Raw genomic sequence first — 20,721 nt, forward strand, 5'->3', positions numbered from 1 at the left:
GGAAACTAGAATTTAGACTCCAGTTTCCCTTTTTATAGCATATTTGTATATTTTTTTGCTGATTAAGAAAAAGCTTATCTTTTTCGCCTATTTCTTCTGCGGAAAAAGGCGGGTAAATCAAAAGACTTCTCCTGTTCTTCAGACGTGGTTTCCTGGTCTTCAACATATTCCTCATCAAATTGATAGTTCCTTCGCCTTTCAGTAACTTCAACATGTGACCAATTTTCCTTTGGTGAAGCGGAAAATGATGAGGCCTCGTAATCTTCAATAAGTTCTTCTTTAGGCTGATACTGTCTTTGTTGCTCCCAATGTGGAGGATTAGACCATTCTTCGGTGGACTGCTGGGAATATGTTTGATCTTCATAGCCAAGATAAGAATCACCATCAAACATTCTTGAACGCTGTTGTCTGTTTCGTTCCTTATGAATTGGATTAGTCCATTCCTCCATTACCGGAAGTGATGACGGCTCTGCATCTGCTATCTTTTCTTCGTCAAATCCAGTGGCAATCACGGTTACAACAATTTCATCTTTTAAATTTTCATTAATGATTGAACCAAATATCATATTTAAATCCTCATGTGAAGCAGACGCAACAATATTTGCCGCTTCTTGTACTTCATAAAGACTTAAATTGCTGCTGCCCGTTATGTTCATTAATACCCCTTTTGCTCCGTTAATAGAAGTTTCTAGTAAAGGACTGTTGATTGCTTTCTGTGCAGCTTCAACTGCACGGTCTGCACCTTTGGCAATACCAATACCCATTAAGGCAGTTCCTTTATTCGTCATAACTGTTTTTACATCAGCAAAATCCAGATTGATTAAACCTGGTACTGCGATTAAATCTGAAATCCCCTGTACACCTTGGCGAAGAACATTATCCGCTTCACGAAACGCCTCCAGCATAGGAGTACTTCTATTTACAATTTCCAAAAGGCGGTCATTAGGGATAATGATTAAAGTATCAACTGCTTTTCTCAAGGCTTCAATCCCATTATCCGCATTCATTGCCCTCTTTTTCCCCTCAAATTTAAATGGACGTGTAACAACTCCAATCGTTAAAGCACCCAATTTTTGAGCGATTTCTGCGATCGCAGGAGCTGCCCCTGTCCCTGTCCCGCCACCCATACCAGCGGTAACAAAAACCATATCTGCACCTTGAAGAACTTCTTGGATTTGCCTTTTGCTTTCTTCTACTGCTTTTTTCCCTATTTCCGGATTTGCACCTGCTCCTAAACCTTTTGTTAAAGATGCACCGATTTGCATGGTAATTTCAGCTTTAGATTGATGAAGGGATTGGGCATCTGTATTGACTGCAATAAATTCTACACCCTCTACCCCATCTTCGATCATACGGTTCACTGCATTGTTTCCCCCGCCGCCTACACCAATGACCTTTATTTTAGCTAGTTGATCAAAATTAGTTTCAAAATCCAACATATTAAGTCTCTTCCTCCAATGCATTGATAAGATTTCTTATAAAAAGTACCTGAATAAATTTCACTTATTTTCATGGATAATGGACCTTTATATCCTGTCAATGCAGGAAAACCATTTCAAAAATCATAAGTTCTTTTTTCTACACTATTTCGACAAAAAGTATGAAATTCCTATTTGTTTGACAAATTGTTAGTTTCGATATCTTTCCGAAATATTTGTAACGAAAACATCTTGCATATGAAACTTTTCAACAGGATGATAGAAGTACAACCCTTACAATTATCCACAAAAAAAGAGACCCCACTCCTTCTTAAGTTTCCAATGAAGTCCCCTTTGTTAATTCCTCAATGCATTGAACAAAGCTAATCGATGTTTCATCGAGCTGGTTCATTAATACTTCCTCCGTCCATCTGTTGTCCTTTCGTTTCAAATCTTCTACGATCAGCATGATCATCCACAAGGAAAAGGTTGCAGAGAATAAATAATACTCCGCTTTGAAACTCTCCTTTTGTAATTTACTTCTTGATGAATTTGCTCGATTGAAGTATTCGTTCAAAATTTGATTGCGTAATTCGCTTGTAACTTTCTTAGGATATAATGGATGTGAAAGATCAATTAAATGATACAAGTCCCAATACCTTGTATTTAAATGCGCATATTCCCAGTCAAGAATCACTAATTTATTTTGCGACATTCCGAAATTGCCGGTATGTAGATCACCATGAGACAAAACAAGCTCCTTTGAAAATTCCCATTTTTCAAGGTGCGAAAATAACACGCTTATATATCTTTTTGGAATATTAGCAATTGATAAATATTTGTTAATTTTGTTTTTACTTTGCTTTAGAGACATTTTTATTTCTTCTATTTTGGGTTTTAAACCGCTTAATGGAGCATTCTTCCACATACCTACAGGCAGTGAATGCCACCACACTATTTGTTTCGTTACATCATTTAGAATGTCACTTGTATATTCATGTTTAATAGACCCGAGGTCCGTAAAAGCGGTCCAGCCGGTATACTGACTAACCGAAAAGGAATACGCAATGATCTTAGGATAAAAGTTCGGGAAGGATGTTAAGATATTTTCTTGGACCCAGATCTCTTTTCCACTTTGACTATCATTGGTAAATCGTTTAAAAATAAAACTTTCTTCTGGTGTTGTGTAAACTCGTTCGATTATTCTTCCCTTAGTGATAGTTTCTAAAGGCTCTCTCTTTACAATAATTGAGTCATTTAATTGTCCATTTTCAAGTATGTAATCATCTTGCCACTTAAACATTTCTCACTGCCTGCCTTCATAAATAAGGTACGAAAACCCCTTATATCTGCTTATTCGTCTATTTAAAGCATTATAGTATAATTAGTTCGTTTTTTAAAAAAATAATGCTTAATTGAAACAACATGCAATTTATAAAAATCAAAAATCTGACAGGAATAACAATTAAGAACCCTAAAATCAAAAAGTGTGATATAGCATACACATATAAAAAGTATGGTAAGCATAAAAGTTTTAAAAGCTACCAAGAAACTCTATAAATAGCTTTCTTAAATTGATAAAAGGATTATATGAAACCTGCCTCTTTGGAAATACTGTTATATGGAATAACAAAAGTTTAAAAAGGAAGTGTTGGAATTGAAAAATGAAAACCAATTTTCTGATTTCATTAACGATGTATCATTGCAGACAAAGATTGAAAATATTTGGAGCAATACTTGCGGCTCTTGGGAAAATTGTAATGAAACGACTATTCAATCATTTTTACAACAATGTGATGAGTATAACTTCGATCCACAATATTGTATGAACTGGGTGGAAAAACATAAGGATCAAATCACCAACTGGGACACTGTATCTAACGCTTCACTAAGATGGGTAAATCAACATACTTCTACTGGTTCCCCGTACACTGGTTTAGATGAAAATTTAAGCTAAAAAGAGAGCCATAGGCTCTCTTGAATGAACATTTATGAGTGGATTGATGTTAACACGAATATAATCGTACTGTTCGTGCTAGCTTTTTTGAACGAAAGTATTTGGCATTACTACAGCAACAACTTCACCCTTGGCACAAAGGACTCCATTAGCAAATACCTCTGTCTCCACACTCCATTTTTTTGGATGAATTTCAGTTACGTTTCCAACTGCTTTCAATTGTACTCCATGTGGTGTTGGCTTAACAAACTCAACTTTCAAAGAAGCTGTTACAAACCTAGGTGGTTCTGAGCCATCTCCAATCACATGTCCATTTTTTTGGTGCAGTGCAAGAGAGGCGGACCCTGTGCTATGGCAATCAATGAACGAAGCAATGATGCCCCCATAGACAAATCCCGGCAATGCTGTGTGCTCCGGTTCAGGTGTAAAATAGGTTATCGTTTGTTCTTTTTGCCATCCAGTTCGTAAATGATGCCCCTTTTCATTTAATCGGCCGCACCCATAGCACCAGGAAAAATCATCTGGGTACTCGTCTTGAATCGCTTGCAATACTTTCTCTTCCAATTGCTAACACTCCTTTTTTCAGAATATTATAACATAATGTCTTAACAAAAAGGAGTTAAAATGACAAATTCTGCATAAAAACTAGCATCAGCTATGATTTTGATAGTACCTTTAACCTTTTATATATTGGACCGTTATCATTCTGCCTTGTTTTTTATCTGATCAACTAGTTTAGATAAAAAATGATAAATTAAATTGCAAGCATCTCCTATCGATATCTCTTCATTGAAACCCTCTACATAGTTTAAAGAAAAATTTAAATCCCATAAGCCATCATTATGATTAAAAATCAAATCAAATTTTGGCTCTTCTCCTGATAATTGCCGGTGAAGCTGATCCCTTAGCGATGAATCATATTTTTTTTGCAATTTTAATCCCAACATGACGTCGTAAGTTCCAAAAGCATCATCTAATTCTAGGGAAAGAGAATCAACTCCAAACGAATCAAGCCACTCTAACTCAATATAAATAAATTCATTCTTATGTTTCTTTAAAAATTCAAGCGGCTGCTCTAAGAAAGCTAAGTTTTCTTCGGAAATCAAATGCTCCGATTCTTTATCGCATCTTTCTATGTACGCATTAGATAACTGTACTTCACTGTTTTTTTCAATCATTGCCTATCCTCCGAGTTCTTAAATATGATTGTTTTAATTCCTATTTTATCTATTTTGAATGTACTACACAAAAAAATCAATTACTCTTTGAGAATAGTTTTTAGGATTAAAAAAGACCTTACCACTAGGGTAAGATCTTTTCTTATATGAATTAGTTTGATTGTAAGACTTTTTGGAGCATTGTTCCATTTGTGGCAAAATTCGTATGCCATGAGAACGCTTTTTCAAGAACGTGTGGCGTTTGTCCACCTCTTTGCAATGCTTCATTGTAATACTCTCTTAACTGGACACGATACATTGGGTGGGCACAATTTTCAATGATCAGCTCCACTCGTTCTCTCGGAGCTTTACCACGTAAGTCCGCATATCCTTGTTCTGTAACAATTACATCCACATCATGTTCTGTATGGTCAACATGTGAAACAAATGGAACAACACTTGAGATTTTTCCATCTTTTGCAATTGATTTCGTAACAAAAATTCCAAGACGTGCATTACGGGCAAAGTCACCAGAACCGCCGATTCCATTCATCATTTTTGTACCAAGTACATGTGTAGAGTTTACATTTCCATATATATCCAGCTCTAAGGCTGTATTAATCGAAATTAACCCCATGCGGCGAATTAACTCCGGATGATTTGAAATTTCTTGTGGTCTTAGTATTAAACGTTCACGATACTTATCAAAATTTGCATAAAAATGCTTCATTTTTTCTTCAGATAATGTAAGAGAACAGCTTGATGCAAATTTAACTTTTCCAGCATCAAATAAATCAAATACAGCATCTTGAAGAACTTCTGAATACACTTCTAAGTCAGTAAATTCAGAATCTAGAAAACCGTGGAATACCGCATTTGCCACTGAACCAATACCTGATTGTAATGGAGCAAGTGAATTCGTAAGTCTTCCTGCCTTGATTTCTCCACGTAAAAATTCAATTAAGTGCTGAGCCATAATAACCGTTTCATCATCAGGCGGAACAATTGTAGATGGAGAATCCTTTTGGTTGGTAAAAATAATTCCCCTTACTTTATCAAGATCCAATGGAATTCCAATCGTACCGATTCGATCCTCGGGTCTGGTCAATGGAATTGGTGAACGCATACCCTGCTTTGAAGGTGCATAGCAATCATGAATTCCTTCTAATTCTTCTGGCTGGGCTAAATTAATTTCAACAATGACATTTTTTGCTTGCTGAATAAATACCATTGAGTTTCCGACAGATGTGGTAGGAATTAATTGCCCATCCTCAGTAATGGCTACTGCTTCAACAATCGCAAAATCTACCGGATCAATTACATCGTTTCTTAGCAGTTCAGCAGTATGGGATAAATGCTGATCAACAAAATACATATCTCCTGCATTAATTGATTTTCTCATTGAAGGTTCTGCTTGGAAAGGCAGGCGCTTATTAATGATTCCAGCTTCAGCAAACAATTTATCAACATCTGAACCCATTGAAGCTCCTGTATATACATTTACTTTAAATTTTTCTGTTTTGGCCCGTTCTATGAGTGCATACGGGACTGCTTTAGCATCTCCCGATTTAGTAAATCCGCTTAAGCCTAAAGTGTTACCATTTTGAATCCAACCTGCTGCTTCTTCTGGTGTTACAACAAGATCATGAAGTTGTTTGTTCCGTAAACGTCGAAACTTATCTTCCATTTCCCATCCCTCTTTCTACCCCTTTTTGTAACATTGTAAGCGATTCCACCGTCGAAAAAGTGAATTTGGGATAGAATTAGAGAAAATTACGACGAATAAGCAAATTTGATGACTAAAATAGAAAAGTTCAGAATAAAAGCAATTTTCGAAAATAGGAGGAATAGGATTGGCTAACAGGAACTCTAGTATTATTTTTCATTGCAAGTATAAATGTTGAATGGGTATCAGGATAAATTTCCTTTATGTAATGAACATTAACAATAAAAGAACGATGGCAACGTACAAAAAAGTCTTTAGGGAGAAAATATTCAAACTCATTTAAGGTATATTTATGTGTACCCATATTATCTTTTGTGAAAACGTACGTCTTCCGATCCCTTGCTTCAATATAGATGACATCTGAAAATGGAATTGGAACCCAGCCATCGTTTAATTTAATCGTAACAACCGACCTTGCGTCTGCTAATGCTGGAACCACTGCAGTTACGCAGCCTTTTATTTTCCCATCGTGAAAATATGGAATAGCAGTCCCATGATAAGGCACCCCAAATATATCCCGATTGATGAATTCAGAAACTTTTTGTTTTCTAATCAGTGCTTTGTGTGTAATCGTTCCTTCTTTTACTGGATCACCTGGATTAATTTTTAAATCAATACGTTTACTTGGATGATAGTACGTGTACTCGGTTTCTGTCGAAACTGCGAAAGAGGTTTCATCGGATAATAACTCACATATTACATTAATAAGAGAATCAACTGTTAAAGATTCCATAACAAAGCTCCTTCCAAACGGATTGGGCTGATACGAAAAAATAATATTTATAATTGCTATAAAACAACCAGATTTCTTACTATCTATTATATAAAAAAAATATCTACTTTTGTTGACAAATTAAAACAAAAAAACATTTTTTTTGCAAAATACTAAATTTTTTTGTTGGTTCCTGTAAATGGGCCTGTTGATTTCCGCTCCGAGCACTCACTTTCCGCGGGGAGGCTCACCGGCACGCCTGCGGAAAGCGAAGTGCCTGGAGCGCCAATCAACAGACCTATTCAACAGCCTATACACAAACCTTTTATATTGAATTAACGCAGTTACTCATTAAAGCGATTGAATTAAATGATAGGCTGCCGAGTTTTTCGACAGCCTTGAGGGCAAAAAATTTTGCCTTTATTATTCTGAATAACCGCTGCTTGTACTTGATAATAAAGCTTGAGCAATTCCTGTAAAGTATTCCGATTCACGAATGATATGATTTAAGACCACTTTTGCTGTTTGGTTTTGGCTTACAGCGTTACTTTGTGTTTTAATTTGCTCACATAATTGAATGAATGCTTGACTCTGCTGCAAGCAAAAAGCTACCAATTGAAGGACTTGATGGTACAATTCGTTCGGTACATAAGTTCCTAAACGAACAACCGATTCGATGTAACGAATGACTTGTTGACGGGTCTGAGCAATGGCTGCTTCCCATTGTTTTAGGGCATCAACAAAATTTATCTCAAGATTTGGCACAAGCTCGCGTATGACAACAGTATGTTCCTCTTCTTGGTGTTTCCAAAATTCTGCTTCGTCCAAGATTCGAAGTGGCATTTGATTACCATAAAAATATTGCATAGTTATCCCCCTATTTTTCCCTTTGCTTCATTCTTATGGGCCGAGGTTGTAACTTATGCACTTTGTCCAATTCAAATGCTATTTAAAGAAGGATTATCTTATTGGTTTGCAAGAATCGTAACAATCTTATCCTCAATTTTTTTTCCATCCTCTTCATCCAATAGGTTATTTAGTAGAATTGAAAAAATAAGCCGTTGGCCACTTTTGGTGTTTATATAACCTGAAAGTGAGCTTACCGTTGAAATACTACCTGTTTTTGCTCTAACTTTATCGCGAACAGCAGGCTCTTTCAGGCGTTTTCGCAATGTACCGCCAAGCATTTTTTCCTTATTTCCCGCTATTGGTAAGGACTGAAAATAGGATGGAAACCAATCTTCTTTTTGAATTTTATAGAGGAGCAGTGAAATTTGATTTGCAGGCACCAAATCTACATGGGAAACACCTGACCCATCTCTAAGTACCATCGTTTTGGAATCAACTCCCAAATTGGCAAGCTCTGTTTTAAAAACACTAAGTCCCTTTTCCCAACTGCCTTCCCCTTTTGAATTCCTCCCCATTTCTTTAATCAGAATTTCTGCATGGCCATTATTGCTTAGTTTCAAAAAAGGAATAAGCAATTGCGATAAAGGAATAGAGTGATGGGTCAAAATCGGATGTATATTTTCGGGCGCGTGACCTATTTTTATTTGGCCATCCAGTTTTATTCCATGATTTTTTAAAGATTGTTGGAAAAGATCTAATCCAAAACTGGTTGGGTCGAGTACGGATACCCATTCTTTCATAAGTTTTGAATAAACAGATATTGTTCCGCTCACCTCAATGTTTTTTTTATCATGCATGCGCACAATCTTCAGCTTTTTTCTCCCGCCTCTGATACAGTTTTTGCATGATTGATAATTTTAACAGCTGTTGTTTTAGGCTTTACATGAACAATGGGCTTAGCTCCTATTTTATTATTTGGGATAACTTCTATGACTACTGAACCAGTATCAAAATCCTTGGTTGGCGAAGCCGTTAAGGCAGAGATTGGTGCTCCATAATAAGTAGTTTCGTCACTCCACGGTAAATCGAGAGGATAACGGATCTGATCAAACCAAGTATCATCACCAACAACATCACCAGTAATTTTTTTTAAGCCAAATTTTCGGAGTTTTTCTGCCATTTTTTCAAAGTCTGTTTTTAATAGAGTTGGGTCTCCTTTTCCCTTTAAATATAAATTTCCTTTTAAAATTCCTTTTTTCAATTTACTATCTGTCAAAACTTCTGTAGAAAAAGTATAATTTTCCCCTAAAACATTAAGGGCAGTAGCTGCTGTCAGCAGTTTTAGGTTGGAGGCTGGCCGCAAGCGGATATCGCCAAAATGATCATAGATCAGTTGACCACTAGCCCCGGAACGAATACTAATCCCAGCAATTGCTCCTTTTAGCTGCTCCTCATTTTGCAGCAGCTGATTAAGCTGTTCATTCAAACCAATATAATTCTCAACAGCAAAGACTTCTTCTTGATTGAAATCTTGTCCCCAAAATATGATTGACATAATAAGAATACCTATTTTCCCTAACAACTTTACTTACTGCCTCCCATCCTTATAAGCAATCTTTCTAAATCCTAATATTTCCACCCGACAAATACCTTACTCTTTATCAAAATAAAAATCCACCAGATAAAAATGGTGGATAAAAAATGCATAATAATTATAATCTTCTTCTTAATTGTTCCATATTGCCATTGTTCCATATTGTGTCTGCTGTTCTAAATGGGAAACTGCTGCTTGAACTTGATCTGCGTCTTCGTCTTGAAGAACTTGATCTTCTAGAACTGCTTGATCTGCGTGAACGTCTCGACCTGCTTCGGCGGGAGCTCCTAGCTTGGCTTCGGCTTGAGAAGCGTGTTGAGCGGCTTGAACGGCTTCTGCGGCTTCTTGATCTTTGTCTTGAACTATGACTAGAACTTTGACGGGAAGTATGACTTCTGCGGCTTCTTGAACTTGAACTTGAATGGTGAGTTGAGCTATGGCTGCGATGACTTCTTTCTGATCTGAAAATAATTAATAAACGGGAGCGACGGCTTGAGCTCGAACTTGAACGGCTGGTACTCGAACGACGAGATCTTCTGGATGTACTAGTGTGAGAACGACGTGAGCGGCTTGAACGGCTGCTGCGGGAACGATCTGAACTTCTACTGCTGCGGGAACGACTTGTTCTTGCACTTCTTGAGCTTCTTCTGCTGCGGGAACGTCTGCTGCTTGATCTGCGACTTGACCTTTGATTACGACCGGTTCTTGGAAAAGGAAACCATCCATCCCATTTGCAGTCAACACTTCGACAGCACTTTGGATATCTTCTACTTGATAGGTAACCATTAAGTGAACCTCCTTATTTTGTTCGAAAAGGCTGGGACTCGAGTCATCAACCTAATCTTTATACAAAATACGTACCAGAGGACGACTTTGATTAGACAAACGTACCCTTCCTAAAAAATATACGTTTGACTAGAGGAACCAGTAAATATTTTTCCACATAGGATTTACAGTAGAGGAAAAGGAGGAAATAAGATGCACATTCCTAAATATGACATTTTTATCCATCCAATGGATTTGAAAGAATTAAAGTCTGATATATGGATTGATGAACCATTGCCAGCTACCTTTAAGTCTGGGAAAAAAAGATATGAAATTGATATTGCCTATCGCGGTTCCCATATACGGAAGTTTAAGAAAAAATCCTATCATGTGACATTTTACAAACCAAAAACTTTCGGGAATGCACATGAAATTCACCTAAATGCTGAATATAAAGATCCCTCTTTAATTAGAAATAAAATCTCCTTAGACTTTTTTGCAGATATAGGTACTCTTTCCCCTGCTTCTCATCACGTTCAAATTTCAATTAATGGTAAAAACGAAGGTGTCTATTTGCAACTTGAGTCAGTCGATGAAAACTTTTTGAAAAAGCGCAATCTTCCCTTGGGCGCAATCTTTTATGCGGTTGATGATGATGCAAACTTTTCATTAATGAGTCCTATTGATCATGAGACGAAGAAGCAACTTGATTCAGGATATGAACAAAAAATTGGTAGTAAAGACGATCCAATACATTTAGTTAATTTCATCTTCGAGTTAAACACAACCCCTCGCAATGAATATGAACAAGTTATTTCTAAACATTTAAATGTAGAAAAATATCTTAAATGGCTGGCAGGTGTAGTGTGTACACAAAACTATGATGGCTTTGTCCATAACTACGCATTATATCGAAATGGAAATACGAATCTATTTGAGGTTATTCCTTGGGACTATGATGCAACATGGGGCAGAGATATCCATGGTGATACGATGGAATATGATTATGTTCGAATGGAAGGATTTAACACCTTAACAGCGAGGCTTCTGGATATTCCAACTTATAAAAAAATGTATGCTGAGATTCTAGCTTCCATTTTAGAAAATCAATTTACTATCGACTATATGGTACCTAAGGTTGAAAACCTTCACAATTTGTTAAGGCCCTTAGTTCTACAGGATCCTTATATAAAACATAAAATTGAAAAATTTGACAATGAGCCGGAGCTTATTTTTCAATTTATCAAAGATCGAAATCAGTACCTCCTTGAGAAGCTATCTAGTTTTATATAAATAGGCCAAAGAATAGGCTTTTTCTTCATTTCACTAGAAGACTAGGTTACGTATATATGGAGTATAAATATCCCCTATGGATATATAACAAGGAGGAAAAATTTTATGTCTAAAATGGAGAGTCCAAATTTAGATTCGTACCATTCCTTTCTTCAATCATTAATTGGAGAGGAGGTACAGGTTTATCGGGGTGGACCAGAGTCGAAAACAGGGAAATTACTAGATGTGCAATCTGACTTTATTACTGTCTATGCTCAAAACAACAATAATAAAAATGGCAACAATAATCAAAAAAATAATCAAAGCCAAGATAATAATCAAATCCAAGATAATAATCAAAGCCAGGATAATAACCAAAATACAGTAGTGTATTATCGGACTCAACACCTCCAAAGCATTAGTGAAAATACAAAATCCAATTCATATCCACGCTACCAAAACCAAGAAGAAGAACAGGAATTTCCTTTTAAAACGGGGGCGGATTTTAGTGAACTTGTATGGAACCTTAAAGGGACATATGTTCAAATCAACCAAGGTGGTCCAGAATCCAAAAATGGTATGTTATTAGATGTTTCAGATAATTATGTTGCCTTACTAACAGAGGATGATGGAGTTGTCTATTATAACATTCAGCATATGAAGAGTATTAGTGAATACAACCAAAATAATAATGAAAGTCAAAATCAAGAAGAACAGGAAGTAAGTATCCCAGAATATATCGTTACGGACAATTTTCATGACATTTTCGGTGAAATGAGCCACAAATGGGTTTCAATTAACCGCGGAGGCCCTGAAGCTTTAGAAGGTATTCTCGTTCAAAGTGCAGGCGGGCATTATACTCTAATTAATAATGATGAAGTCTTAAGAATTAATCCATATCATATTAAAAGTATAAGCTGTGGTCCAAAAGGTGTTATGAAAAATGAAAATAATAATGATGATTCAGAAGAGAATTCTGGTAATGAAGAATATTCAACGAAGAGCAACTCCAATAGCCAAGAAAGTGGAAATAGCTTAAGCTCAAGCAGTTCCAGACAATCCAGCAGTTCCAGAAGAAGAAGCTCAAGCAGATCCAGCAGAAGAAGCTCAAGCAGATCCAGCAGAAGAAGCTCAAGCAGATCCAGCAGAAGAAGGTCCAGCGGCTCCAGGAGAAGAAGATCTAGTGGCTCTAGGAGAAGAAGGTCCAGTGGCTCTAGGAGAAGAAGGTCCAGTGGCTCTAGGAGAAGACGTTCAAGCAGCTCCAGACAACGAGGGAACAATTCGAATGAAACAATTGTTAAAACGATGGATTATGTATGGATGCCTAATAGATAATCTACCCTTTCTTAATATTATATGAAACGGGTGCACCTAAAAGTGAGTGTGCACCCTAAAAGTAAGGAGGCAGGGAATTGAAAAAGCTGCAAAATCTGATTGGACAAAAAGTAGAACTTGAGGTTTCAGGAAAGGTAATTTTTCAAGGGATCTTAAAAGATATTGGCCAAGATATTTTAGTCTTATTTAATGGTATGGATTATTTCTATATCCCTCTTTTACATGTTCATAATCTAAGAGTAAATAATTTAATCGAATTAGAGACTAATGGTAATGATCCAATTTCACCGATCAATGATGAACAAACAGTAATCTCCTATCGAAAAACTTTATTGAATGCAAAAGGAAGATTTGTGGAAATTTTTGTAACAGGGAATAAGTCACTTCATGGTTATGTTACGAATGTAATGAATGATTACTTTTCTTTTTATTCACCGATCTATAAAACAATGCTCATTTCATTAAATCATTTGAAATGGCTAACCCCTTATCAAACCGATCTTACTCCCTACACCCTTGATACAAAAGCACTACCAGTAAAACCGTTAGGAATTACTCTTCAACGCTCCTTAGAGGAACAAATTAAAAAAATGGAAGGAAATTTAGTGGTATTCGATATTGGAGACCACCCGTTTAAAATCGGTTTGTTAAAACTTATTCAAGATAATATTGCCGAGTTGGTTGTAGCAAGCGGAGAAACTGTATTTTGGAAGGTTTCTCATTTAAAATCTATCCATACTCCATAAGTTTAGGAAAAAACCTTTTTATAGTATGAATAAAAGGTTTATTTTCCTGGATATAAATAGGACAGGTACCTTAAATAAACATATTAAAAAAACACCTTCACTTATTTTGGAGGTGTTTTGATTTGAACCATCAAGAATATTTTTTTATTATGAATAATATCTATTGCGATATCTTGCTGAATGACATGTATCACATATTTGAAATTCACTCTCCCAAGGTAAGTTTTTTCCGCAATTCCTGCATTTTTTTGTGAATTTTTTAATATCGGACTTAAGCCGCTCATGAACCTGCTCACTTATTTCTTCACGAACTCTTTCCCAATAAAACGCTTCTGTTCGCTGTCCTAGCCGATATAGAAATAAAAGATGCAGTCCAATCGATTTATAGCTAAGTTCTAATTCTTCTAAGTTTCGATTTTTTATATGTGGGTCAGGAAGCTTCTCCCCATTTACAATTGCGTACATGGTTTCTTCCCATTGAGAAATAAGTTCTTGCTCTTTTGTTGAAAAAGGAAGATGCAAAAAACCATATAAATCCATCATTGATAAACGTGCTTCAATTTCGGTACCGGAAATTCTCTCATAAAGTAACCGTTCTTCTGATAAAGAAGCTTTTTTTGTTCCATTTGGACTATTAAATCTTTCCCACAGTTCAAAAAAAGTATCAAGATCATGATAGTACTTTTGAAAACGTTCAAATACTGAATTCGTCGGAGCAATTGCAAATGTATGAACTGGCTCATCTTCTTGAAGAAGTAATCTTTCCATTAATTTTATCTCTTTTGTAAATGCAACCTTTCCCACATTGTAAATGCCTTTTCTACCAGCACGACCTGCAATTTGCTTGACCTCTTGTGAACTAAGACGTCTCCTTCTTGTCCCATCAAATTTCTCATTTTCTAAAAAAACGATTCTATGAATTGGCAGGTTCAGCCCCATCCCAATTGCATCCGTGGAAACAATGACTTTTGTATCTCCATTATTAAAGTGCTGAATTTGTTTTTTTCTTGTTTCCGGAGGCATACTTCCGTAGATCATACTTACAGAATGTCCATCATGTTGAAGCTTTGATGCTGTCTCAAGTACCCTTCTTCTCGAAAAACATATGAGAGCATCACCTTTTTTAACATGGGTAATTTTAAATTCCTTCGTTTCCACTTCAAGTGGTGTATCTCGTGTGTATTCGGTAATTGTAATTTCTGCTTCACCTAAAAGTTGAAGCAACATCGATTTTGAATTTCTGCTTCCAATGATATGGACTTCATTTGCTTTTGCTTTAGTTATGGCTTTATACCAGGAAAATCCTCGATCCTTATCCGTAATCATTTGCGCCTCATCAATGACAACAACTTCATAAAAATCTTTTTCTTGGAACATTTCAACTGTACAAGAGGTGTGTGCTGCACCGGCAGTCATTTTTTCCTCTTCTCCTGTTTTTAATGAGCACGGTGTGCCTTCGGAATTTAATTTATCATAAACTTCTAATGCCAAAAGTCTTAATGGTGCTAGATATATGCCGCTGATCGCTTCCTTCATTCGCTCTAATGCATGGTGTGTCTTTCCAGTATTGGTTTCTCCGATATGCAGAGTATAGTGAATTTGTCTATCAGGTGATGGATTATACTCCTGCCCAAAGATGTCCTCCATCATCCGTTCTTCTTCTTCTCGTCTTCGTTGAATTTCCGCTAGTTCTTCTGCCTTTCTTTTTTCTCGTCGGATAAGGTCTTTTTCATATTGTTCCTGATGCTTAACCAAATTAAATGGTGTTTCGGCAAGAGTCAATAGGTCGGATACATACTCTTCTTCAATTTCACTTATGATTTCTTCTTCAAATTCTTCAGCAAGATCACTGATGCTTCCCCATATAAATGTGTCGGAAATTTCTTCAGAAAAAATTTCGGAATACTGATTTTTAAGTTTTGGTGAAAGCTGGTCATTTACAATTTCGATAAGAATATCAGCCAAGGAATCTGAAATCAATCTTCCATAAACATAATCATAGGTTTCATATGTGTAATAACTCCGGCCCCATTCTAAAGTTTTGTTAATCTCTCCTGTAAGTTCCTCAAAAAAAGTAGGGATTGTCGTATATTCTGAATTCTGAAAGCTTCCTTCCTCTACTAACTTTTCTTCTAATGCAAATTTATCTACCGTTTTATATTTCCTTTTCGTTTTAAAATCATTTGATAGTTGTTTTGCCACAGCATACCTTACCGACAGAAAAATCTGATCGCTATTTTCCATGAAAATGGATTCCGCCTCATCCTTAATAAGGAATTTGAATTTATCCTTCTTTTCCTGGAGGCGTGCTTGTTTTTCACGTTTCAAAAAATCAGCTCTGGCATGATAATACCGATTTTCCCAATCCTGTTTATTTTCACCTATTGTTTCTGTTAACCATTCAAGTACTTTAAATGGCTGGTAAGTCCTCATTTCATTTCGAAATAATCGGTTTATAAGTTTCCGATCAACACCAGCAACCTCAAACCCTTTTTCACTTAAAATTTGCTTTTTCTCATTTCTTGGTATATCATTCGTAACTTTATTTAGCCAAACATTCAGCCAAATTTGTTCCAGGTAGTTCATGCGTTCTTGCAAATATTGGTCAAAAGAAGGCATATTCTCTTTCATTTCAAGGTAACTGTAAATATCTTCAAAGACTTTCCGCTTCGTATGTTCGACAGCTTGAGGATATATCACGGCCAGTTTACTCAATTACAATTCCTCCTCTGCTGATAGTATAAAAACCTTATATATCATGTTTTATACAATAATCATTCACTAATTCCTCAATTTGGTCAATCTCGGGAAATTTTCCTTCAAATTGAAATAGCAGGTCTTCAATAAATTGATCATGATGATATACATGTATGGCTCCATTTTGTTTTATAACACTAAATTCTGGAATAAACTGATAACCGTTTCGTTCTATGGCTCCCATTTTTTCGCCCCTTCACTGTTCATTTTTTTTTAGTATGAGCGAAAAAACATTGGAAATACAAACAGAGGACGATCATTAAAGATCATCCTCTGTTCGAAAATAGTTTTAATGTTATTTAGGCTGTGGTATATACACGGTCACTGTTTTCATTCTTTATTGTTGCTTGTGCCGCTGCTAAGCGAGCAAGTGGAACACGGTAAGGTGAACAGCTTACATAATTGAGCCCGGTTTTATAACAGAATTCGATTGAACTTTTTTCGCCTCCATGTTCACCACAAATTCCTGTTTTTAAATTAGGATTCGTCATTCTTCCAAGCTTCACACCCATGTCCACAAGCTTACCTACTCCTTCTTGGTCAAGAACGGCAAATGGATTTTCTGGGAGAACTTTTTGTTCTGTGTATGATTGCAAAAACTTACCTTCGGCATCATCCCGACTAAACCCAAAGGTTGTTTGAGTTAAATCATTGGTTCCAAATGAGAAGAAATCGGCTTCTTCAGCAATTTTGTCGGCAGTTAAAGCAGCCCTTGGAATTTCGATCATGGTCCCAATGGTATAATTGAAATCTTTTCCTGTTTCCTCTTTTACTTGCAACGCGGAGTCAATGACCAATTGACGCATCTTCTTTAATTCGTTAACATGACCGACAAGTGGAATCATGATTTCCGGAATTCACATCAAATCCTTTTTCAGCTAAAGCGGCTGTTGCATAAAAAATCGCTTTTGCTTGCATTTCGTAAATTTCAGGATGGATCATTCCAAGGCGGCAGCCCCGAAGTCCGAGCATTGGGTTGAATTCATCCAATTGACGAACTTTCCTCAGCATTTGTTCTTTTTCCTTCAATTCCTTTGATCCAGGATTTGTAATCTGCAGCTTTGTTACATCCACTAAAAGTTCTTCTTTATCTGGTAAAAATTCATGCAGCGGCGGATCTAATAAACGAATGGTTACTGGGTTACCTTGCATTGCCACAAAGATGCCTTCAAAATCACTTTGTTGCATTGGCAGTAACTGGTCAAGAGCCACAACCCGATCTTCAAAGTTATCTGCTATAATCATTTTTTGAACAATAGGTAGTCGCTTAACATCCATAAACATATGTTCTGTACGGCATAAGCCAATACCATTTGCACCAAATTCAAAAGCCTTTCTAGCATCTTCAGGATTATCAGCATTTGCTCTAACCCCAATTTTCCGTTCTTGGTCTGCCCAGTTAAGTAATAAAATAAATTCGTCAGAGAGTTTTGGTTCAATCATGGGAATTTCACCTAACATGATTTCTCCGGTTGATCCGTCAATTGTAATGATCTCCCCATATTTGATCGTGGTGGTGCCGACCGTAACCTGTTTTGTCTTGAGATCTATTTTCAGAGCTTCACACCCGCAAATACATGCTTTACCCATCCCTCTAGCAACAACAGCGGCATGGCTGGTCATACCACCACGGCTCGTTACAACTGCTTGAGCCGCAATAATCCCATGAATATCGTCAGGAGTGGTTTCTGGACGGACAAGGATAACCTTTTTCCCATTTTTACTTAATTGCTCCGCTTCATCTGCATCAAAAACTACTTGACCGGTTGCTGCACCAGGAGATGCTGGCAATCCTTTAGCTAAAAGCTTCTTCTCAATAGAATCATCGATCCTACGGTGGAGTAATTGATTTAATTGGTCTGGATCCACCCTTAAAAGGGCAGTTTTTCGATCAATAATTCCCTCTTCAACCATGTCAACTGCAACCTTAATTGCGGCTTGAGCAGTTCTTTTACCTGTCCTAGTTTGCAAGATAAATAGTTTTCCACGTTCAACTGTAAATTCAATGTCTTGCATATCTTTATAATGCTGCTCAAGTCGGGTGCAAGTTTCAAAAAATTGTTGAAACACTTCAGGCATTTCATCCTTTAAGGTAGCAATAGGTTGTGGTGTCCGGATCCTGGCAACAACGTCTTCTCCTTGAGCATTAATAAGATATTCCCCATATAGAACCGCTTCTCCAGTCGAGGGGTTTCTGGTGAAAGCAACTCCTGTTCCGGAATCATTTCCCATATTACCAAAGACCATACTTTGGATATTCACAGCAGTACCCAAGTGTTCCGGTATTTTGTTTAAGCGGCGGTATACAATCGCTCTTTGGTTATTCCATGAGTCAAATACTGCCTTAATAGCAAGAAAAAGCTGATCCTTTGGATTTTGAGGAAATTCATTTTTGGTATGTTTACGTACAATTTTTTTATAACCAGTAATTACTTCTTGCCAATCCTCTGCAGTAAGCTCGGGATCAGATGAATATCCTTTTTCATCACGAGTTTCTTCTAATAACTGTTCAAAATAATAGGTGTCAACATTTAAAACGACATCACTAAACATTTGAATGAAGCGCCGATAAGAGTCATAGGCAAAGCGCGGATTATTTGTTAAATGGGCAACGCCTTCAACAGTTTCATCATTCATCCCTAAATTCAGAATCGTGTCCATCATACCTGGCATTGAGAAAGCAGCTCCAGAACGGACAGAAACGAGCAATGGATTCTTGGGGTCTCCCAACTTTTTGCCCATTTTCTCTTCGAGTTTTTTCAGGGCCTCCAGTATTTGAGCTTCCATCAGGCTGGAAATTTGTTTTCCCTCTTTATAGTAATCATTGCAAGCTTGAGTAGAGATTGTAAATCCATATGGAACAGGAAGCCCAATTCGGGTCATTTCAGCTAAATTTGCTCCCTTCCCTCCCAAAAGCTCCTTCATATCACTATTACCTTCATGAAACAGATAAACAAATTTTCCCATTTAAACTACTCCTCTCTCTTTTTAAGGATATCTAAAATCAAACTGGCTGTTTCTTCAACAGCTTTGTTTGATACATCGATGATTGGACAGCCAACGCGCTTCATAATTTTTTCTGCATAATCTAATTCATCAAGAATTCGTTCAAAACTGGCATATTGGGCTTGTGAGGCTAACCCAAGTGCTCTTAGTCGCTCTTTACGAATTTCATTCAACTTATCTGGTGAAATAATCAGCCCAATACAATTACGTCTGGGAACTTCAAATAATTCATCTGCCGGAGGTACTTCTGGTACTAATGGTACATTAGCAACCTTAAATCGCTTATGTGCTAAATACATGGATAAAGGAGTTTTTGAAGTACGTGAAACTCCGATCAAAACTATATCTGCCCGTAGGATGCCTCGTGGGTCTCGGCCATCATCGTATTTTACAGCAAATTCAATTGCTTCTATTTTTCGGAAATATTCTTCATCAAGCTTTCTCACTAGACCAGGTAACTGTCTTGGATTTTTGTTAAACCTTTTGGAAAAAGCATCGATCAATGGATGAAGCAAATCAACCGCCTGGATTCCTTCCTCTTTTGCACGCAGATCCAAATACTCTTTTAAAGCAGGTATCACAAGTGTGTACGCAATGACAGAATGGCTTCTTTTTGCCAAGATAATAACATCCTCGATATCCTCGATTTCCTCTACATACGAATTGCGGCGGATATCAATTTGGCCGATATCAAATTGTGTTGCTACTGCTTTAACGACGAATTCTGCTGTTTCCCCTACAGAATCAGAAACAACATAGACCACTTCTTTCGGATTCAAAGTCACTTCCACTCCCCTATTGTTCGGTGATTTCCAGGTATGCCCGGGTGATTGTTGTCTTTGTGATGCGGCCGATTACCATATATGTATGTGGGTATTCATCGGTTTCCTTTACTACAGGAAGCGAATCGATATGGTTTTCAATCATTTTTTTGGCAGCTTCCAATAAGGTTTCTTCCGGCTTAATCATAACGATATTGGGCATTCTCGTCATAATAACACTTACAGGTAAATCATCGAGATTTCTATTACCTAGTGCAGACCGCAGTAAATCTTTACGTGATATAACCCCGGCTAAATGGCCCTTTTCATCTACTGCATAAAGGGTGCCGACATCTTCCAAAAAAAGCTGAACGATCGCATCATAAACTGATGATGATTTTTGTATTACAATAGGATGTGCTTTGTAATCCACAACTTTTTGATTGGTAAATTTTTTAGCTTGAAGCTTCATTTCGTAATTTTCATTAAAATAGTAGCCAACACGCGGCCTGGCTTCAAGATTTCCTGCCATTGTTAAAATAGCTAAATCTGGTCTTAGGGCTGCCCGAGTCAAAGAAAGTTTATCAGCTATTTGTTTTCCTGTTATTGGTCCGCTTTTTTTAACTATCTCAATGATTTCTTCCTGCCGTTTTGTTAATTTAATAG

Annotated in this window: 17 protein-coding genes and 2 pseudogenes; 5 read left to right on the forward strand and 14 right to left on the reverse strand. The window is 36.9% G+C overall.

What is annotated here, in order from left to right:
* Positions 1–74 precede the first annotated feature (74 nt).
* Entirely contained in the window at positions 75–1,439 is a 1,365-nt protein-coding gene (gene ftsZ, locus RCG17_RS27330; RefSeq protein ID WP_374120881.1) for a cell division protein FtsZ, read from the reverse strand.
* A 310-nt stretch (positions 1,440–1,749) separates the two neighbouring features.
* Positions 1,750–2,721, reverse strand: coding sequence for a phosphotransferase (locus tag RCG17_RS27335; RefSeq protein WP_308173142.1), 972 nt, complete (start codon positions 2,719–2,721; stop codon positions 1,750–1,752).
* Between the two features lie 348 nt (positions 2,722–3,069).
* On the opposite strand from RCG17_RS27335, the gene RCG17_RS27340 reads away from it, so the two are divergent.
* Positions 3,070–3,375, forward strand: a complete 306-nt coding sequence (locus RCG17_RS27340) for a hypothetical protein (protein WP_308173143.1) — start codon at positions 3,070–3,072, stop codon at positions 3,373–3,375.
* 78 nt (positions 3,376–3,453) lie between these two features.
* Here RCG17_RS27340 and RCG17_RS27345 read toward each other — a convergent pair whose 3' ends face one another.
* From RCG17_RS27345 to dacB, 6 genes and pseudogenes are all read right to left on the reverse strand, one after another.
* Positions 3,454–3,939 carry a PaaI family thioesterase gene (locus RCG17_RS27345; RefSeq protein WP_308173144.1) on the reverse strand — a complete coding sequence of 162 codons (486 nt, stop codon included), beginning with the start codon at positions 3,937–3,939 and terminating at the stop codon, positions 3,454–3,456.
* 137 nt (positions 3,940–4,076) lie between these two features.
* Positions 4,077–4,553, reverse strand: coding sequence for a branched-chain amino acid aminotransferase (locus RCG17_RS27350; RefSeq protein WP_308173145.1), 477 nt, complete (start codon positions 4,551–4,553; stop codon positions 4,077–4,079).
* A 151-nt stretch (positions 4,554–4,704) separates the two neighbouring features.
* On the reverse strand, positions 4,705–6,219 hold the full coding sequence (locus RCG17_RS27355; protein WP_308173146.1) for a succinyl-CoA:acetate CoA-transferase ScpC: 1,515 nt from the start codon (positions 6,217–6,219) through the stop codon (positions 4,705–4,707).
* 127 nt (positions 6,220–6,346) lie between these two features.
* Positions 6,347–6,991, reverse strand: a complete 645-nt coding sequence (locus RCG17_RS27360) for a LytTR family DNA-binding domain-containing protein (protein WP_308173147.1) — start codon at positions 6,989–6,991, stop codon at positions 6,347–6,349.
* Positions 6,992–7,393: 402 nt separating this feature from the next.
* Positions 7,394–7,837 (reverse strand): DUF2935 domain-containing protein, encoded by a 444-nt coding sequence (locus tag RCG17_RS27365; RefSeq protein WP_308173148.1) that lies wholly within the window; start codon positions 7,835–7,837, stop codon positions 7,394–7,396.
* Positions 7,838–7,935: 98 nt separating this feature from the next.
* Positions 7,936–9,245: pseudogene (dacB, locus tag RCG17_RS28430) on the reverse strand (D-alanyl-D-alanine carboxypeptidase/D-alanyl-D-alanine-endopeptidase); the annotation flags it as partial.
* A gap of 275 nt (positions 9,246–9,520) precedes the next feature.
* Between dacB and RCG17_RS27380 the strand changes: the two are divergent.
* Positions 9,521–9,781 (forward strand): hypothetical protein, encoded by a 261-nt coding sequence (locus tag RCG17_RS27380; protein ID WP_308173151.1) that lies wholly within the window; start codon positions 9,521–9,523, stop codon positions 9,779–9,781.
* A gap of 103 nt (positions 9,782–9,884) precedes the next feature.
* Here RCG17_RS27380 and RCG17_RS27385 read toward each other — a convergent pair whose 3' ends face one another.
* Positions 9,885–10,199 carry a CotG/ExsB N-terminal domain-containing protein gene (locus tag RCG17_RS27385; RefSeq protein WP_308173152.1) on the reverse strand — a complete coding sequence of 105 codons (315 nt, stop codon included), beginning with the start codon at positions 10,197–10,199 and terminating at the stop codon, positions 9,885–9,887.
* A 192-nt stretch (positions 10,200–10,391) separates the two neighbouring features.
* On the opposite strand from RCG17_RS27385, the gene RCG17_RS27390 reads away from it, so the two are divergent.
* The 3 genes from RCG17_RS27390 to RCG17_RS27400 all read left to right on the forward strand — a co-directional run bounded on the left by RCG17_RS27390 (position 10,392) and on the right by RCG17_RS27400 (position 13,531).
* Positions 10,392–11,471 (forward strand): CotH kinase family protein, encoded by a 1,080-nt coding sequence (locus RCG17_RS27390; RefSeq protein ID WP_308173153.1) that lies wholly within the window; start codon positions 10,392–10,394, stop codon positions 11,469–11,471.
* Positions 11,472–11,576: 105 nt separating this feature from the next.
* Positions 11,577–12,785: a spore coat protein gene (locus tag RCG17_RS27395; protein ID WP_308173154.1), complete on the forward strand. Its 1,209-nt coding sequence runs from the start codon at positions 11,577–11,579 to the stop codon at positions 12,783–12,785.
* Positions 12,786–12,862: 77 nt separating this feature from the next.
* Positions 12,863–13,531, forward strand: a complete 669-nt coding sequence (locus tag RCG17_RS27400; RefSeq protein ID WP_308173155.1) for a DUF2642 domain-containing protein — start codon at positions 12,863–12,865, stop codon at positions 13,529–13,531.
* Positions 13,532–13,678: 147 nt separating this feature from the next.
* Here RCG17_RS27400 and RCG17_RS27405 read toward each other — a convergent pair whose 3' ends face one another.
* From RCG17_RS27405 to RCG17_RS27425, 5 genes and pseudogenes are all read right to left on the reverse strand, one after another.
* Complete coding sequence (locus tag RCG17_RS27405) at positions 13,679–16,246, reverse strand: DEAD/DEAH box helicase (RefSeq protein WP_308173156.1); 2,568 nt, start codon at positions 16,244–16,246, stop codon at positions 13,679–13,681.
* Between the two features lie 34 nt (positions 16,247–16,280).
* On the reverse strand, positions 16,281–16,472 hold the full coding sequence (locus RCG17_RS27410) for a YbxH family protein (protein WP_308173157.1): 192 nt from the start codon (positions 16,470–16,472) through the stop codon (positions 16,281–16,283).
* Positions 16,473–16,587: 115 nt separating this feature from the next.
* Positions 16,588–19,255, reverse strand: a pseudogene (gene ppdK, locus RCG17_RS27415) (pyruvate, phosphate dikinase).
* 5 nt (positions 19,256–19,260) lie between these two features.
* Complete coding sequence (locus RCG17_RS27420) at positions 19,261–20,073, reverse strand: pyruvate, water dikinase regulatory protein (protein ID WP_308175979.1); 813 nt, start codon at positions 20,071–20,073, stop codon at positions 19,261–19,263.
* A gap of 16 nt (positions 20,074–20,089) precedes the next feature.
* Complete coding sequence (locus RCG17_RS27425; RefSeq protein WP_308175980.1) at positions 20,090–20,719, reverse strand: transcriptional regulator CcpN; 630 nt, start codon at positions 20,717–20,719, stop codon at positions 20,090–20,092.
* Positions 20,720–20,721: the final 2 nt, after the last annotated feature.

Origin of the sequence: Neobacillus sp. PS3-12 (genome assembly GCF_030915385.1) — a bacterium.
GTDB lineage: Bacteria > Bacillota > Bacilli > Bacillales > Cytobacillaceae > JAEVLT01.

What these genes read in the sequence shown, in the direction of transcription:
- RCG17_RS27385 (WP_308173152.1), bottom strand. Translation starts at nt 10,199, where the DNA reads ATGGTTACCTATCAAGTAGAAGATATCCAAAGTGCTGTCGAAGTGTTG.
- RCG17_RS27390 (WP_308173153.1), top strand. Translation starts at nt 10,392, where the DNA reads ATGCACATTCCTAAATATGACATTTTTATCCATCCAATGGATTTGAAA.
- RCG17_RS27365 (WP_308173148.1), bottom strand. Translation starts at nt 7,837, where the DNA reads ATGCAATATTTTTATGGTAATCAAATGCCACTTCGAATCTTGGACGAA.
- RCG17_RS27360 (WP_308173147.1), bottom strand. Translation starts at nt 6,991, where the DNA reads ATGGAATCTTTAACAGTTGATTCTCTTATTAATGTAATATGTGAGTTA.
- ftsZ (WP_374120881.1), bottom strand. Translation starts at nt 1,439, where the DNA reads ATGTTGGATTTTGAAACTAATTTTGATCAACTAGCTAAAATAAAGGTC.
- RCG17_RS27350 (WP_308173145.1), bottom strand. Translation starts at nt 4,553, where the DNA reads ATGATTGAAAAAAACAGTGAAGTACAGTTATCTAATGCGTACATAGAA.
- RCG17_RS27335 (WP_308173142.1), bottom strand. Translation starts at nt 2,721, where the DNA reads ATGTTTAAGTGGCAAGATGATTACATACTTGAAAATGGACAATTAAAT.
- RCG17_RS27355 (WP_308173146.1), bottom strand. Translation starts at nt 6,219, where the DNA reads ATGGAAGATAAGTTTCGACGTTTACGGAACAAACAACTTCATGATCTT.
- RCG17_RS27410 (WP_308173157.1), bottom strand. Translation starts at nt 16,472, where the DNA reads ATGGGAGCCATAGAACGAAACGGTTATCAGTTTATTCCAGAATTTAGT.
- RCG17_RS27395 (WP_308173154.1), top strand. Translation starts at nt 11,577, where the DNA reads ATGTCTAAAATGGAGAGTCCAAATTTAGATTCGTACCATTCCTTTCTT.
- RCG17_RS27380 (WP_308173151.1), top strand. Translation starts at nt 9,521, where the DNA reads ATGCATAATAATTATAATCTTCTTCTTAATTGTTCCATATTGCCATTG.